Here is a 15,622-nt window from a genome sequence, read left to right as displayed (position 1 = left end):
CTCTCCTTAATAGTCACTGCGACTAATAGTCATACTGACTATAAGGGCAGTGGGCCACCTCACACAACCCCTTTCGGCGAACAACAGTCCGGACACAACGAAGCGGCCGGCCCGGAAAGATCCAGGACCGGCCGCAGCGGGAAAACGCGTCCCCCACCTCTTACAGGTCGACCTCGCGCATCAGCATCCCGACCTCGGTGTTCGACAGACGGCGCAGCCAGCCCGACTTCTGGTCGCCGAGGGTGATCGGCCCGAAGGCGACGCGCACCAGCTTGTCGACCGGGAAACCGGCCTCGGCGAGCATGCGCCGGACGATGTGCTTGCGCCCCTCGTGGAGCGTGACCTCGACGAGGTAGTTCTTGCCGGTCTGCTCGACGACCCGGAAGTGGTCCGCGCGCGCGTACCCGTCCTCCAGCTGGATGCCATCCTTCAGACGCTTGCCCAGGTCACGCGGGATCGGGCCCACGATGTGCGCGAGGTAGGTCTTCTTGACGCCGTACTTGGGGTGGGTCAGCCGGTGCGCCAGCTCGCCGTGGTTGGTGAGCAGGATGACGCCCTCGGTCTCGGTGTCGAGCCGCCCCACGTGGAAGAGCCGCGTCTCACGGTTGGTGACGTAGTCGCCGAGGCACTGCCGGCCGTCCGGGTCCTCCATGGTCGAGACGACACCGGCGGGCTTGTTCAGCGAGAAGAACTGGTACGACTGCGTGGCGACGGTCAGCCCGTCGACCTTGACCTCGTCCTTCTCCGGGTCGACCCGCTTGCCCTGCTCAAGGACGATCTCGCCGTTGACCTCGACCCGGGCCTGCTCGATCAGCTCCTCGCAGGCCCGCCGGGAACCGTAGCCCGCGCGCGCGAGCACCTTCTGCAGCCGCTCACCCTCCTGCTCGGCGCCGGGGAAGGTCCTGGGCGGCTTGACGTCCTTCTTGCCCGCGTACCGCTCGCGATTGCGCTCCTCGGCCCTCGCGTCGTACTCACGGGAGCTGGCCGGGACCGAACGGCCACGCCCACGCGCCTGCTGGGGCTGCTTGGGGCCGCCCTTGGCGCCGCCGCGCGCGGAGCCGCCACGGCCGGACTTGGGGCCGTCCTGGGTGCCACCGGGGCCCACGTCGTAGCGGCGCTCCTCGGGGCGGGGCTTGCGGGGGCGGCCCTGCCCCTGCTTCTGGTCCCTGTTGTTGCCGGCACCGCGGTGGTTACCGCGTCCGCCGGTTCCGCCACTCTTGCCGCTACCGCTGCTTCGCATCAAAGTTCCGTCGTCGTCGTATTAAGCGTTGTATTAGACATGTTCGTCCTGGGACCGTCGTCCGCGTCCGGGGCGTCCGGATCGAACGACGGTACGGCTTCCTGGGTCTCGGCCTCGATCGCCTCCGCCTCCGGGAGGAAGGGCGCGAGCTCCGGGAGCTCGTCCAGGCCGCGCAGGCCCATCCGCTCCAGGAAGTAGTTCGTCGTGGTGTACAGGATCGCACCTGTTTCGGGTTCCGTGCCCGCCTCCTCGACCAGACCCCGCTGCAGGAGGGTGCGCATCACGCCGTCGCAGTTCACTCCTCGTACGGCCGAGACCCGCGAACGGCTCACCGGCTGCCGGTACGCGACCACGGCCAGCGTCTCCAGCGCGGCCTGGGTGAGCCGGGCCTGCTGCCCGTCGAGGACGAACCGCTCGACGGCGGCCGCGTACTCAGGGCGGGTGTAGAACCGCCAGCCACCGGCGACGAGGCGCAGCTCGAAGCCGCGCCCCTGCCCGGTGTAGTCGTCGGCCAGCTCCCGCAGCGCCTTCGCGATCTGCCGCTTCGGCCGCTCCAGGATCTTCGCGAGGTTCTCCTCGGTGGCGGGCTCGTCCACGACCATGAGGACGGCCTCCAGGGCGGGCTTGAGTTCGAGGTCGGCGACGGTCCGCAGCCCCGCCGGCGCCTCGGTGGTCTCCTCGCTCACGCCTTCTCCTCCTCCTTGGGCGGCTCGGGCGGCCGGTCGAACTCGTCGGTGACCATCGGGGTCCCGTCCCCCTCGCCACCGGTCCACCGCACGACCAGTTCCCCGAGCGCGGTCTCCTGGTCCAGGGCGACGGCCTTCTCCCGGTAGAGCTCCAGCAGCGCGAGGAACCGGGCGACGACGGTGAGCGTGTCGTCGGTGTCCTCGACGAGCGCCCGGAAGGTGGCCTCCCCGAGCTCTCGAAGCCTCGCGACCACGATCCCGGCCTGCTCCTGCACACTCACCAACGGCGCGTGGATGTGATCGACGTACACCTGAGGCTTCGGCTTCGGCTGCATCGCCTTCACGGCGAGCTTCGCGAACCCCTCCGCCCCGACGCTGATGACCACCTCGGGCAGCAGCTCCGCATGGTGCGGCTCCAGTCCGACGGTACGCGGATACCGCCGCGCCTCCTCGTCCAGCCTCCCGCTGAAGATCTCCGCGATCTGCTTGTACGCCCGGTACTGCAACAGCCGGGCGAACAGCAGGTCCCGCGCCTCCAGCAACGCGAGGTCCGCCTCGTCCTCGACCTCCGCGGCGGGCAACAGCCGCGCGGCCTTGAGGTCGAGCAGAGTGGCCGCGACGACCAGGAACTCCGTCGTCTGATCCAGATCCCAGTCCGGCCCCATCGCCCGGATGTGCGCCATGAACTCGTCGGTCACCTTCGACAGCGCGACTTCGGTGACGTCGAGCTTGTGCTTGGAGATCAGCTGAAGCAGAAGGTCGAACGGCCCCTCGAAGTTGGCTAGCCGAACCTTGAAGACACCGTCGCCGGGCTCATCCTCCGCGGGCTGCGCTTCGGCTTGTACAGGTTCCGCAGCGGGGGGTGCCTCGTCCACGGGTTCGACAGCGGGCGGCACCTCTTCGGCCTGACCTGCGTCGTCCGCCGGCTCTACAACAGGCGGCTCCTGCAACGCCCCACGGCCCGCCGGCGAAGTACTGTCCTCGGCCGACGTACTGTGCTCGGCCGGAGGAGAGCCCTCCGCCGTAGGCGGCTCGGGCGGAGCCGCCACGGGTGACGGGGGCACGACCCCCGGACCCCGGCCCAGCGCACGCCGACGACCGGCAGAACCGCCGGAGCCCGAGCCAGAGCTGTCGTACGAGGTCATAGCCGTCGCAGGCTACCTGTTACCGCCCGCGAAGCCGACGCACCAGAATGCTCGCGTCCCCCCGGGACTCCAGATCCGCCAGCACGACGGCGACAGCCTCACGCACGATCCGCCCCCGGTCGACAGCGAGCCCGTGCTCCCCGCGCAACACCAGCCGGGCGTGCTCCAGATCCATGAGCTCCTCGGCGGACACGTACACGGTGATCTTCTCGTCGTGCCGCTCCCGCCCGCTCGGCCGGCGCCCGGAGGCACGCCCCCGCTTGCGCGGCGCGGCAGCGGCGGCACCGCCCGCGGCAGAACCTTCCTGCGCCGTCTGACGCCGCGCGGACCGCTCCGCCGTGGCGGCGGCGCCCCGGCTGCGGGACTCCCCCGCGTCGGACGCCTCCGTGTCCGCGGCCACATGCTCGGCCCCGTCACCGTCACCGCCCTGCGCGGGCACGGACGGCGGCGCGTCCTCCCCGGAGCCGGACGCGGGACCGGAGCCCGAACCCGACCCGGATGCGGCCGCCGCGTCGTCCTCGCCCGCCGGAGCCGACACCCGGGCCTCGCCGTTGGCCTGGCGCCTGGGGGTGGACGCCTGGAGCGGCATTCCCCCGGTGGTACGGAACAGTTCGTCGGCCCCCGGCAGACTCACTCGGCGTGACACCGGGCGAGCACCTCCCTGGCGAGCTGGCGATAGGCGGCGGCACCGACGGAGTTGGAGGCGTACGTGGTGATCGGCTCACCGGCGACCGTGGTCTCCGGGAAGCGGACCGTACGCCCGATGACCGTGTGGTAGACGTGATCGTCGAACGCCTCGACCACGCGCGCGAGGACCTCACGGCTGTGCACGGTCCGGGAGTCGTACATCGTGGCGAGGATGCCGTCGAGCTCCAGCTCCGGGTTGAGCCGCTCCTGGACCTTCTCGATGGTCTCGGTGAGCAGCGCGACACCGCGCAGGGCGAAGAACTCGCACTCCAGCGGCACGATCACCTTGTGCGCGGCCGTCAGCGCGTTCACCGTGAGCAGGCCGAGCGAGGGCTGGCAGTCGATCACGATGTAGTCGTAGTCGGCCATGAGCGGCTTCAGGGCGCGCTGCAGCGTCGACTCGCGCGCGACCTCGGACACCAGCTGGACCTCGGCGGCGGACAGGTCGATGTTGCTGGGCAGCAGGTCCATGTTGGGGACCGCGGTCTTCAGGAGCACCTCGTCGGCCGCCATGCCCCGCTCCATGAGCAGGTTGTAGACGGTGAGGTCGAGCTCCATCGGGTTCACGCCGAGGCCGACCGAGAGCGCCCCCTGCGGGTCGAAGTCGACCAGCAGGACACGCCGTCCGTACTCCGCGAGCGCCGCGCCCAGGTTGATGGTCGACGTCGTCTTGCCGACGCCGCCCTTCTGATTGCACATCGCGATGATCTTCGCGGGGCCGTGATCGGTCAGCGGACCCGGGATCGGGAAGTACGGCAGAGGGCGACCGGTCGGGCCGACGCGCTCGCGGCGCTGGCGCGCCGCGTCGGGCGCGAGGGTGGCCGCGTACTCGGGATCGGGCTCGTACTCGGCGTCTGGGTCGTAGAAGTGCCCGTCGGGCAGTTCGTCGTAGTCGGCGAAGTGGTTGCGGGTCTCGCCACTTCCGTCGCCGGCCATGGCGTTCACGTGATGGCCATCCATGCTCTGGTGTGCTGTCTGAGTCATCTGCGGACTCTGGTGGGCCGCGAAGGTGCGCACAGCGACGGAGCCGACAGCCTGAAGCCCCGTGAGCCTTGAGCCCTGCGCAGGCATTCCTGGTTGACCACCCCCGGGAGTAAATGTCGACTCATTCACAAGTCGTCTTACCTCCTTGGTGACCAGGAAACTTCTAGATAGGTCAGCGTGGCACCATGCCGACGGTTGGCGACTCTATGGCGTGTCGGCCGTCCGCAGCAACACAATCCGCCGGACCCGGCCCGATGTGTCGGCAATGAAACATCCCGCTGTCAAGGGCGTACGGCCGTCGCACGGCAGGTTTCACCGGTGTGCGAATCGGTTCAAGGGGTGCGTTCGAGGCGAGTTGAGCGAGTACCGCAAAGTGACACTACACACATCGGGCCGGACCTTGTCGGGCAAGGTCCGGCCGGGTGGGCGATGTTGACGATCTGTGTTGACGTATCGCCTTTTGGCGCCGGGTCGTAGGCGGACTCGGCCGGAAGTCGACCACGGCCTGCCGAAAGTCGACCTTGAACGAACCAGCCCTTGAACCAGGCCGATTGGTCGACTCAGCGACCCACTCGGCAACCGACTCGGCGAGCGGCCGATCGACTGATCGACCGGCTGATCGACCGACTAGCCGAGCAGCGACTCCAACTCCACGTGCTCCAGACCGTGCGCCTCCGCGACCTCGCGGTAAGTCACCTTGCCGTCATGGGTGTTGAGGCCCATGGCGAGCGCCGGGTCACTGCGCAGCGCCTCGACCCAGCCGTGGTCGGCGAGTTCGACGATGTACGGCAGCGTGGCGTTGGTCAGCGCGTACGTCGAGGTGTTGGGGACCGCGCCGGGCATGTTGGCGACGCAGTAGAAGACCGACTCGTGGACGGGGAAGGTCGGTTCGGCGTGGGTGGTCGGACGCGAGTCCTCGAAGCAGCCGCCCTGGTCGATCGCGATGTCGACAAGGACACTTCCCGGCTTCATGCGCGAGACCAGCTCATTGGTGACCAGCTTCGGGGCCTTGGCGCCCGGGATGAGGACGGCGCCGATGACGAGGTCGGCGTCGAGGCAGGCCTTCTCCAGTTCGAAGGAGTTGGAGACGACGGTCTGGATCTTCGTACCGAAGATCTTGTCCGCCTCCTTCAGCTTGTTGATGTCCCGGTCGAGCAGGGTCACGTGGAAGCCCATGCCGATGGCGATCTGCGCGGCGTTCCAGCCGGAGACGCCACCGCCGATGACGACGGCCCGGCCGGCCGCCACCCCCGGGACACCGCCGGGCAGCACGCCGCGTCCGCCATTGGCGCGCATCAGGTGGTAGGCGCCGACCTGCGGGGCGAGCCGGCCCGCGACCTCGGACATGGGGGCCAGCAGCGGGAGCGCTCGGCTGGGCAGCTCGACCGTCTCGTACGCGATCGCGGTGGTGCCGGACTCCAGGAGGGCGTCCGTGCACTCCTTGGACGCGGCCAGGTGCAGGTAGGTGAAGAGCGTCTGGTCCTTGCGGAGGCGGTGGTACTCCTCGGCGATGGGCTCCTTGACCTTGAGCAGCAGGTCTGCAGTGGCCCACACCTCGTCGGCGGTGCCGAGGATCTCGGCGCCGGCGGCGACGTACTCGTCGTCCGTGATCGAGGAGCCGACCCCGGCGCCCCGCTCGATGACGACCTGGTGGCCGTGGCGCACCAGCTCGTGCACACCGGCGGGGGTGATGGCCACCCGGAACTCGTTGTTCTTGACCTCGCGGGGGATGCCGACCTTCACGTCGATCACGGTCCTTGGCTCAGAGGGTGTGGGCATTGCAAGACATACCCGGCCACGAGTGGGCGCACCGGGATACACCGCAGGAGAAGGTGCGGCGGAGCCAGTTTAATGAAGGCGTTCCCTCTGTCTAGCCTTTCAATGCGTCAATCTTCGGCGGATGTACTACGGATTTCGTAGGCGTTAGCTCCTTGTTCCGCCTCCGGATCACTGTCCGGGAGCTCATCTCCCAGCATCCGCCCGGCGGCGCCCCGGTGCAGCCGGGCCGCTGCGGGGTCGCCGAGCCGCTCCAGGGTGTCGGCGAGCCGCAGGTGCAGCGCGGCCTGGAGGCGTACGTCCTCTGCACGCCGCGCCCACTCCACGGCCTCCTGGCAGGTGTGCAGCGACTCCTCGGGCCGGCCCGCGTACTCCTGGACGCGCCCCATCTCGCTCAACGCCCTTGCCTGGCCCGCCACATCACCCAGCCTGCGGTAGCCGGTGAGGGCCGAGCTCCAGTTGCGCAGGGCCTCGCCGTAGCGGCCCGCGTAGGTGTGCGCGGTGGCGATGCGGCCGTACAGCCGGGCCGCCTCGGCGCGCTCGTCGCGGGCGAGCCGCTGCGCGAGCGCCCTGCCGTACCAGTCGGCGGCCCGGTCGTAGTCCTCCAGCTCCTGGTGGGCGCCGCCCACGGATTCCATCGCGCGGCCGGTCGCATACGGGTCGTTCGCCTCCCGTCCGGAGTCGAGCGCGGCCCGGTAGCGCGCGAGCGCCTCGGTCGTACGGCCGGTCTCGGCGTCCAGGTCGCCGAGGTTCAGCAGGGCGGCGGCGCGCTCGCGGGGCAGGTTCCGGCGCTCGGCGACGTCCAGGACGAGCCGGTGGATGCCGTACAGGTCGGGCGCGGCGGCCTGCGTACCGAAGTGCGCGACCATGGCCCGCACCAGCTGGGACATCAGCCGCCGGGCCAGTGTGTCCAGCTCCCCGTCGGCGACCGCGAGCCGGGCGGCGGCGAGCAGCGCGGGGCGGCGGACGCGCAGCCATTGTTCGGCGGCCCGGGGGCTGGGGAACCGCAGCGCCTTGGGCATGCCGAGGAGTTTCTCGCGGGCCAGGGAGCTGTCGGTCTCCGTGATCGCCCGGCAGGACTGCAGGAGCCGTACGGCCCGCTCCAGCATCCGGGCGCGGGCCAGCTGGAGCTCGGCCGGGCGGTCGACGCTCTCGGTGAGGCCGTGCAGCAGCGGCTGCAGACAGCCGGGGACCTCGTACTGCGGCAGCGGTGAGTCGGCCGCGTGGAGGAACCCGAGCGCCACGAAGTCGTCCAGCGTGGTGCGGGCCGCGTGCACCGAGCAGCCGGCGAGCGCGGAGGCGGTGTGCGGGTCGACCAGGCCGGCCGGGGCGAGCGCGAGCAGTCGCAGTATCCGGGCGGCGGGGCTCGGCAGGGCGTCGTACGCGAGCCGGAACACGCGCGCCAGCACCGGGCCCTCGCCCCCGTCCGAGCGCAGCTGCTTGACCAGGTCGTCGACCGCGGCCGTGGGCCGGGCGGCCAGCCAGCCCCCGGCGAGCGTCAGCGCGGCGGGCTGGGCGGCGCACTCCTCGGCGAGCCCCTCGGCGGCACGCGGGTCGACGGTGATGCGGACCGAGCCGGTGAAGCGGCCGAGCAGTTCCACCGCGGACTTGGTGTCCAGTCCGCCCAGGGTGCACGGGCGGACGTCGGCGATCCCGGTCAGCGGCCCCTCGGAGACCGCGACGAGCAGGCACTCGGGGCTGTCCGGCAGCAGCGCGTCGACCTGTTCGGCGTCGGCCGCGTCGTCGAGCAGGATCAGCACCCGGCGGTCGGCGAGGGCCTCGCGCAGTGCCGCGGCGAGGTCGTCCTCGTCGGCACCCGGGGGCGCCGGCCGGTCGAGCTCGGTGAGCAGTTCGCGAGCCGTGTGTTCGGTCGGTACGCGGGTGCCGTCGGGTTCGGTGAGGCGGGCGCGCAGTACGCCGTCGGGGTAACTCCCGGCGACCTGCCGCACGAGTTCCTCGGCGAGCGCGGTGCGGCCGTAGCCGGGGCGGCCCGCGATGAGCAGCACGCGCGCGCGTGGCGCCTTGCGGCCGGCGATGGTGTCGAGGCCCGCGCGCTCGATATCGGCGCGGAGTTCCTTCAACTCCCGTGTGCGGCCGAGGAACTGACGGTCCGTGGGGGCGGCCTCGACGGCCGGGGTCCGCCCTGATCCGGACACCTTGGTGTTCTCCGTGTCGACCGCCTGATCCGTCACGGGCCACGCTCCCGTCCCACTGCACGAGCAAGCCCGCCGGGACTCCGGTTCGGGCGTTTGCAGAGCCTAGTTCACGCTCTGCGACGATCCCGGCGGAGCACGGCGGACACGTCCCCCGATCGGATCAGGCGATCGTAGGACCGGCGGCGTCGGAATGGCGTCAGCCGAGTGTCTGGTGGCGTCGGAAAGGCGTCAGAGGGGTGTCAGGCCGTCGCTCAGACCTGGAACGGCCGCGCCGGCCAGGGCGCCTCCGCCGGGCGCAGCGCGCCGATCCCGTCGCCGTTCCGCGCGGCGACCAGCGAGAGGACGCCCACCACCAGGCAGTTGTTGTGCAGCTCGCCGGCCAGGACGCCGCGTACGAGCTCGTCGACCGGGACCCGGGACAGCTCCATGTCGGACTCCTCGTCCTCCACCTCGAAGCGCTGCCCGTCGGCCTCGGACAGATCGCGGGCGAGGAAGATCCGTACGGCCTCGTCGCAGCCGCCGGGGGTGGTGTAGACGTCCGTGAGGACCCGCCAGTCCTCGGCCTTGACGTGCGCCTCCTCGTAGAGCTCGCGCTGGGCGGCGTGCAGCGGGTTCTCGCCGGGGATGTCGAGGAGACCGGCGGGGATCTCCCACAGCTTGTGGCGCACCGGGTGGCGGTACTGGCGGATGACCAGGACGCGCTCCTCCTCGTCGAGGGCGAGGACGGCGACGGAGCCGGGGTGGACCTGGTAGTCGCGGCGGACCACCGAACCGTCGGGCATGACCACGTCGTCGGTGCGCACGGAGGTCTTGTTGCCCGTGAACGGCGTCGCGGTCGCCTTGACCTCCCACTCCTCGGGAGTGTCCTTGATCGTCATGCCCTGCCCTTCCACACGTGCACGAGAACCGGGGCGCATCTCGCGTAAGACCCGCACCCCGGCCACCGTACAACCCTCGCGCTACTTCCCTGTCTTGCGTTCCACAGCGGCCTTGACCAGGCCCGCGAACAGCGGGTGCGGCCGGGTCGGGCGCGAGCGCAGCTCGGGGTGGGCCTGGGTCGCGACCAGGTACGGGTGCACCTCGCGCGGGTACTCGACGTACTCGACGAGCTTGCCGTCGGGCGAGGTCCCGGAGAAGACGAGTCCGGCCTTCTTCTCCAGCTCGGCGCGGTAGGAGTTGTTCACCTCGTAGCGGTGACGGTGCCGCTCCTCGACGTACTCCTTGCCGTCGTACACCTCGCGCACGATCGAGCCCTCGGCGAGCTTGGCCGGGTACATGCCCAGCCGCATCGTTCCGCCCATGTCGCCCTCGCCCGCGACGATGTCGAGCTGCTCGGCCATGGTGGAGATGACCGGGTGGCCGGTGGCGGCGTCGAACTCGGTGGAGTTGGCGTCCGGGATGTCGGCCAGGTTGCGTGCGGCGTCGATCACGATGCACTGCAGGCCGAGGCAGAGGCCGAGCAGCGGGATCTGGTTCTCGCGGGCGTACTGGATGGCGCCGACCTTGCCGGAGACGCCGCGGTCGCCGAAGCCGCCGGGGATGCAGATCGCGTCGACGTCGGCGAGCTGCTGGGCGGCGCCCGCCGGGCTCTTGCAGTCGTCCGAAGTGACCCACTTGATCTTCACGCGCGCCTTGTTGGCGAAGCCGCCGGCGCGCAGGGCCTCGGTGACCGAGAGATAGGCGTCGGGCAGGTCGATGTACTTGCCGACGAGCGCCATGGTGATCTCGTGCCGGGGGTTGTGGACGCGGTCGAGCAGGTCGTCCCAGGTCGTCCAGTCCACGTCGCGGAACGGCAGGTCCAGCTTGCGGACGACGTAGGCGTCGAGGCCCTCGCCGTGCACGGTCTTCGGGATGTCGTAGATCGAGCGGGCGTCGGGGCAGGCGACCACGGCGGCCTCGTCGACGTCGCACATCAGGGAGATCTTGCGCTTGATCGCGGCGGGGACCTCACGGTCGCAGCGCAGCACGATCGCGTCCGGCTGGATACCGATGTTCCGCAGCGCCGCAACCGAGTGCTGGGTCGGCTTCGTCTTCAGCTCTCCCGAGGGTCCGATATAGGGCAGGAGGGAGATATGGACCACAAAGACGTTGTCGCGGCCGACCTCGTGCCGGACCTGGCGGACGGTCTCCAGGAACGGCAGCGACTCGATGTCACCGACGGTGCCCCCGACCTCGGTGATCACGACGTCCACCTCGTCCGTCGCCATGCGGCGGATGCGGTGCTTGATCTCGTTGGTGATGTGCGGGATGACCTGGACCGTGTCGCCGAGGTACTCGCCGCGCCGCTCCTTGGCGATCACCGTCGAGTAGACCTGGCCCGTGGTGACATTGGCGGAGCCGTCCAAGTCACGATCGAGGAAGCGCTCGTAGTGTCCGATGTCCAGGTCGGTCTCGGCGCCGTCGTTGGTGACGAACACCTCACCGTGCTGGAAGGGGTTCATCGTGCCCGGGTCGACGTTCAGGTACGGGTCGAGCTTCTGCATCACGACGCGCAGGCCCCGCGCCTTGAGCAGCATGCCGAGGCTGGAGGCGGTGAGACCCTTGCCGAGAGAGGAGGCGACACCCCCGGTGACGAAGATGTGCTTGGTCGTCGTGGCTGTGCTGTTTCGGAAAGCAGCGGGCGGCATGGCCAAAGGGGGGCTCCCGTGGTCGCGGTTCGGTGTGCGGGGCGGCTGCCGGAACCGAGGTCTCCGGGGTGCCGTCGCTGCGGTTCGGGGGTCCCTGCCTGGTGTCGGGGCGCCCACCGGTCCACGGGCTACCAGCGTATCAGCGCCCGGACGAGATGGCTTCCGGCCACGCTCCGCGCACGCCCTGCCACGAGCTTTGTACGACAGTCACAAGATTCTCACCGTCGGCTCACTCGTTCGACGCACCCGCGTTGCCGGGAGCGGCACGCGGATCACTGGGCAGCGTCGTATCCTCGTCGGACACTCGCTGCCGAGCCCGGCCGGCGATCGGCACCACCCCCGCCGCCCGTCCCCGGAACAACAAGAGCTCGTCAGTTCGTTGAGCAACGAAGGCCTTCATTCCGTTGAGCATCGTTGTACGACGACGTATGACACCGCACCCATGGATCACTCTGGATACTGATCCCCTGGGTCCCTTGACCGCACAGCGACCGCCCCTCGGGGGGCGACGTGGCCGTTCGACTGGAGTAGCACGTGGCCGGGCGCATCGAAGACTACGCACTCATCGGAGACATGCAGACAGCGGCGCTGGTCTGCCGGGACGGCACGGTGGACTGGCTGTGCCTGCCCCGTTTCGACTCCCATGCCGTCTTCGCCGGACTGCTCGGCACGGAGGAACACGGCTTCTGGAGACTGGGCCCGGCCCACGCGACCGACGCGGAACCGCCCACGGCGTCCCGGCGCTCGTACCGCGGCGACTCGCTGATCCTGGAATCCGAGTGGGACACACCACGCGGAACGGTCCGTGTGACCGATTTCATGCCCCCGCGCGACGGCGCCCCGCAGCTGATCCGGATCGTGGAGGGCGTGAGCGGCCGGGTGCCGATGCGCTCGGCGCTGCGGATGCGTTTCTCGTACGGTCGGGTCGTGCCCTGGGTGCACAAGCACGAGGGGCGCACGGTGGCCGTCGCGGGCCCCGACTCGGTCTGGTTCGACACCGAGGTCGAGACCTTCGGCAAGGCGCTGACGACGTACGCCGACTTCACGGTGACGCCGGGTGACCGGATCGCGTTCACCATCTCGTGGCAGCCCTCGCACAAGGAGCCGCCGCCGCTGCCGGAGCCGGAGCCGTCGCTGGAGGCGGCCGAGGAGTTCTGGCGCGAGTGGGTGGAGCAGTGCACGTACCACGGGCCCTACCGCGAGGCGGTGATCCGCTCCCTGATCACGCTGAAGGCCCTGACGTACGCCCCCACCGGCGGCATCGTGGCGGCCCCCACGACGTCCCTCCCCGAGCACGTCGGCGGCGTCCGCAACTGGGACTACCGCTACACCTGGCTGCGCGACGCGGCCATCACCCTGTCCTCGCTGCTGCGCACCGGCTACCGCGAGGAGGCCCGCGCCTGGCGCGAATGGCTGCTGCGCGCGGTCGCCGGCGACCCCGAGAACCTGCAGATCATGTACGGCATCGCGGGTGAACGGGAGCTGGGCGAGGCCGAGTTGGACTGGCTGCCCGGCTACGAGGCCTCGGCGCCGGTCCGGGTCGGCAACGGCGCCGCGCACCAGCTCCAGCTGGACGTGTACGGCGAGGTCACCGAGGCCCTGCACCTGGCCCATATGACGGGCCTGGCCCGCAACGACTACGCGGCCCTGCTCCAGCTGAAGCTGATCCGCTACCTGGAGGACCACTGGGACGAGCCGGACGAGGGCATCTGGGAGGTGCGCGGGCCGCGCCGCCACTTCGTGCACTCCAAGGTCATGGCGTGGGTCGCGGTGGACCGCACGATCAAGCTCATCGAGTCCGGCGACGCGGACGGCCCGCTGGAGAAGTGGCGCGAGTTGCGCGACGACATCCACCGGGACGTGTGCGAGCGGGGCTACGACAAGGAGCGCAACACGTTCACGCAGTCGTACGGCTCCAAGGAACTGGACGCCTCGCTGCTGCTGATCCCGCAGGTGGGCTTCCTGCCGCCGGACGACAAGCGGGTGATCGGCACGATCGAGGCCATCCAGCGCGAGCTGTCCACCACGGACGGGTTCATCCTGCGCTACCCGACCTCGGGCGCGGACGAGGGCGTGGACGGGCTGCCGGGCGACGAGGGCGCGTTCCTGGCCTGCTCGTTCTGGATGGCGGACGACCTCGCGATGATCGGCCGCGTGGACGAGGCCCGCAAGCTCTTCGAGAAGCTCCTGGCCCTGCGCAACGACCTGGGCCTGCTCGCGGAGGAGTGGGATCCGAGCCTGAAGCGCCAGGTGGGCAACTTCCCGCAGGCGTTCAGCCATGTCCCGCTCATCGACACGGCCCTGCGGCTGACGGCTTCGGGGGCGTACGGGGGCTGATTCCGGCCGCGTACGGCGGCGGACCGGGGCTCATGCGGTGGGTCGGGCAAGCGCTTGCACAGGAGCATGTGTGCGGCTCGGGCAAGCGCTTGCCCGAGGGGCACGTGTGCGGCCCACCTGGTGCAAGCGCTTGCGACCACTCTCTCGCTCTCGACAGGACCGATCGGACAGGCCCTAGCCTGGGAGGAGTCCTGTCCCTGGTGAGAGGGGGCGGCTGCCATGGCTCCCCTTTCGAAGGCGGGCGCGGCACTGGCCGCGCTGCGCGAGGATCTGGTCGGCGAGGTCCTCACCCCCGGTGATCCGGGGTACGACGACACCCGGGCCGTCTTCAACGCGATGATCGACCGGCGTCCCGCCGTCATCGCGCAGTGCGAGACCGAGGCCGACGTCGTCCGCTCGGTGCGCTTCGCGCGGGACCTGGACCTGCGGATCGCGGTGCGCGGCGGCGGGCACAGCGTGGCCGGCATGGCGGTGAACGACAACGGCCTGGTCGTCGACCTGCGCCGGATGCACACGGTCACGGTCCGTCCCGGGTCGATGACCGTACGGGTCGAGGGCGGCGCCACGATGAGCCACCTGGACCGCGCCACCGAACCGTTCGGCCTCGCGACCACCGGCGGCCGGGCCTCCACCACCGGCGTCGGCGGCTTCGTACTGGGCGGCGGCAGCGGCTGGCTGGACCGGGCGTTCGGGCTCGCCGTCGACAACCTGCTCGGCGTCGAACTGGTGACCGCCGACGGCCGTACGGTCCGGGCGAGCGCCGAGGAGAACCCGGAGCTGTTCTGGGCGCTGCACGGCGGCGGCGGCAACTTCGGCATCGCCACCGCGCTGACCCTCAGGCTGCACGAGCTGCCCGCGTTCGCCGTCGCCATGCCGCTGTACCTGCCGCAGTACGGCCCCGATGTGGTGCGCCTGTACCGTGAGGTCATCGAGGCCGGCCCGGTGGAGGCGGGCGGCGCCATCCTCTACATCACCGGCCCGCCCGAGGAGTTCGTCCCCCCGCACCTGGTGGGCAAGCTCACCTGCGCCGCGCTCCTGACGTACGCGGGCACCGAGGACGACATGCGCAAGGTCGCCCAACCGCTGCTGGCGCTGCCGCACGAGGCGGAGATCGTCGGGGCGATGCCGTACGCGGACGTCCAGTGCATGATCGACGACCCGCCGGGGATGCGGAACTACTGGTCGGCCGAGTATCTGACCGGTCTGCCGGACGAGTGGGTGGACGTCTACTGCGCCCTTGCCGACTCGATGCCCGTGCCCACCGGAACCCAGCACGTACTGCTCCCGCAGGGCGGCGCGATCGCCGACGGCCCGGCCGAGTACCCGGTGCCGTACCGGGACTCGCCCTGGGCCGTGCACCCCTTCGGCATCTGGGAGGACCCGGCCGACGACGAGCGCTGCGTCCAGTGGGTACGGAACGTCCGCGCCGAGGCGCAGCCATGGAGCTCCGGCGCGGTCTACCTGAACTTCATCGGCAACGAGGGCACCGACCGGGTCATGGCGGGCCTGGGTGCCGAGAACCACGGGCGCCTGGCCGCCGTGAAGACCGAGTACGACCCGGACAACGTGTTCCGCTTCAACCACAACATCAAGCCCGTCTGAGCCCCCCGTCTGCGCCCTCGCGCGAGCGCACCCACATCGGCGCCGACCGGCCGTACGGCCTCGACGACAAGAACGCCGGATGCCTGGCCGCCCCGAAGACCAGGCACGACCCACACAACATGCCCCGCACAACCACACCACCACCCCCGCCCGAGCCCCCACCCACAGACACCAACCCACCGCGCGAGCCTCGGCACCGCGAACACCCCACGCCCGACCGCCGCGCAGACCAAACACGACCCACACAACATGCCCCGCACAACCACACCACCACCCCCGCCCGAGCCCCCACCCACAGGCACCAACCCGCGCCGTACCACCCTCGCACCGCGAACACCCCACGCCCAGCCGCTGCGAAGACCGGGACGCCCCAGTAACGTCC

11 protein-coding genes are annotated in these 15,622 nt (G+C 70.4%); 2 read left to right on the top strand and 9 right to left on the bottom strand.

The genetic code is table 11. The features are described from left to right. Positions 1–160: 160 nt before the first annotated feature. The 9 genes from ACWD3C_RS31385 to ACWD3C_RS31345 all read right to left on the bottom strand — a co-directional run bounded on the left by ACWD3C_RS31385 (position 161) and on the right by ACWD3C_RS31345 (position 11,301). Positions 161–1,240, bottom strand: coding sequence for a pseudouridine synthase (locus ACWD3C_RS31385; RefSeq protein WP_451149553.1), 1,080 nt, complete (start codon positions 1,238–1,240; stop codon positions 161–163). Continuing rightward, the gene (scpB, locus tag ACWD3C_RS31380; protein WP_451149552.1) at positions 1,240–1,926 is read right to left on the bottom strand and encodes an SMC-Scp complex subunit ScpB; all 687 of its coding nucleotides are present in this window, start codon (positions 1,924–1,926) and stop codon (positions 1,240–1,242) included. The genes ACWD3C_RS31385 and scpB overlap by 1 nt, the downstream gene beginning before the upstream one ends. Further along, on the bottom strand, positions 1,923–3,071 hold the full coding sequence (locus ACWD3C_RS31375; RefSeq protein WP_451149551.1) for a segregation and condensation protein A: 1,149 nt from the start codon (positions 3,069–3,071) through the stop codon (positions 1,923–1,925). The genes scpB and ACWD3C_RS31375 overlap by 4 nt, the downstream gene beginning before the upstream one ends. Positions 3,072–3,090: 19 nt before the next feature. Further along, complete coding sequence (locus tag ACWD3C_RS31370) at positions 3,091–3,717, bottom strand: hypothetical protein (RefSeq protein WP_451149550.1); 627 nt, start codon at positions 3,715–3,717, stop codon at positions 3,091–3,093. Further along, entirely contained in the window at positions 3,702–4,829 is a 1,128-nt protein-coding gene (locus tag ACWD3C_RS31365) for a ParA family protein (protein WP_451149549.1), read from the bottom strand. The genes ACWD3C_RS31370 and ACWD3C_RS31365 overlap by 16 nt, the downstream gene beginning before the upstream one ends. A 540-nt stretch (positions 4,830–5,369) precedes the next feature. Further along, positions 5,370–6,494: an alanine dehydrogenase gene (gene ald, locus ACWD3C_RS31360; protein WP_451149548.1), complete on the bottom strand. Its 1,125-nt coding sequence runs from the start codon at positions 6,492–6,494 to the stop codon at positions 5,370–5,372. Between the two features lie 134 nt (positions 6,495–6,628). Beyond that, positions 6,629–8,710: a tetratricopeptide repeat protein gene (locus ACWD3C_RS31355; protein ID WP_451149547.1), complete on the bottom strand. Its 2,082-nt coding sequence runs from the start codon at positions 8,708–8,710 to the stop codon at positions 6,629–6,631. A 215-nt stretch (positions 8,711–8,925) separates the two neighbouring features. After that, a complete protein-coding gene (locus tag ACWD3C_RS31350; RefSeq protein WP_451149546.1) occupies positions 8,926–9,552 on the bottom strand; it encodes an NUDIX domain-containing protein in 627 nt (208 codons plus the stop codon). Between the two features lie 81 nt (positions 9,553–9,633). Beyond that, on the bottom strand, positions 9,634–11,301 hold the full coding sequence (locus tag ACWD3C_RS31345) for a CTP synthase (RefSeq protein ID WP_451149545.1): 1,668 nt from the start codon (positions 11,299–11,301) through the stop codon (positions 9,634–9,636). A 534-nt stretch (positions 11,302–11,835) separates the two neighbouring features. Between ACWD3C_RS31345 and ACWD3C_RS31340 the strand changes: the two genes are divergently transcribed. Then, complete coding sequence (locus ACWD3C_RS31340) at positions 11,836–13,638, top strand: glycoside hydrolase family 15 protein (RefSeq protein WP_451149544.1); 1,803 nt, start codon at positions 11,836–11,838, stop codon at positions 13,636–13,638. 219 nt (positions 13,639–13,857) lie between these two features. Continuing rightward, entirely contained in the window at positions 13,858–15,240 is a 1,383-nt protein-coding gene (locus tag ACWD3C_RS31335; RefSeq protein WP_451149543.1) for an FAD-binding oxidoreductase, read from the top strand. Positions 15,241–15,622: the final 382 nt, after the last annotated feature.

It is taken from the genome of Streptomyces sp. NPDC002845, assembly GCF_053591955.1.
The sequence above is the reverse complement of the archived record's forward strand: the minus strand, read 5'-3'. Positions and strand labels throughout refer to the sequence as shown.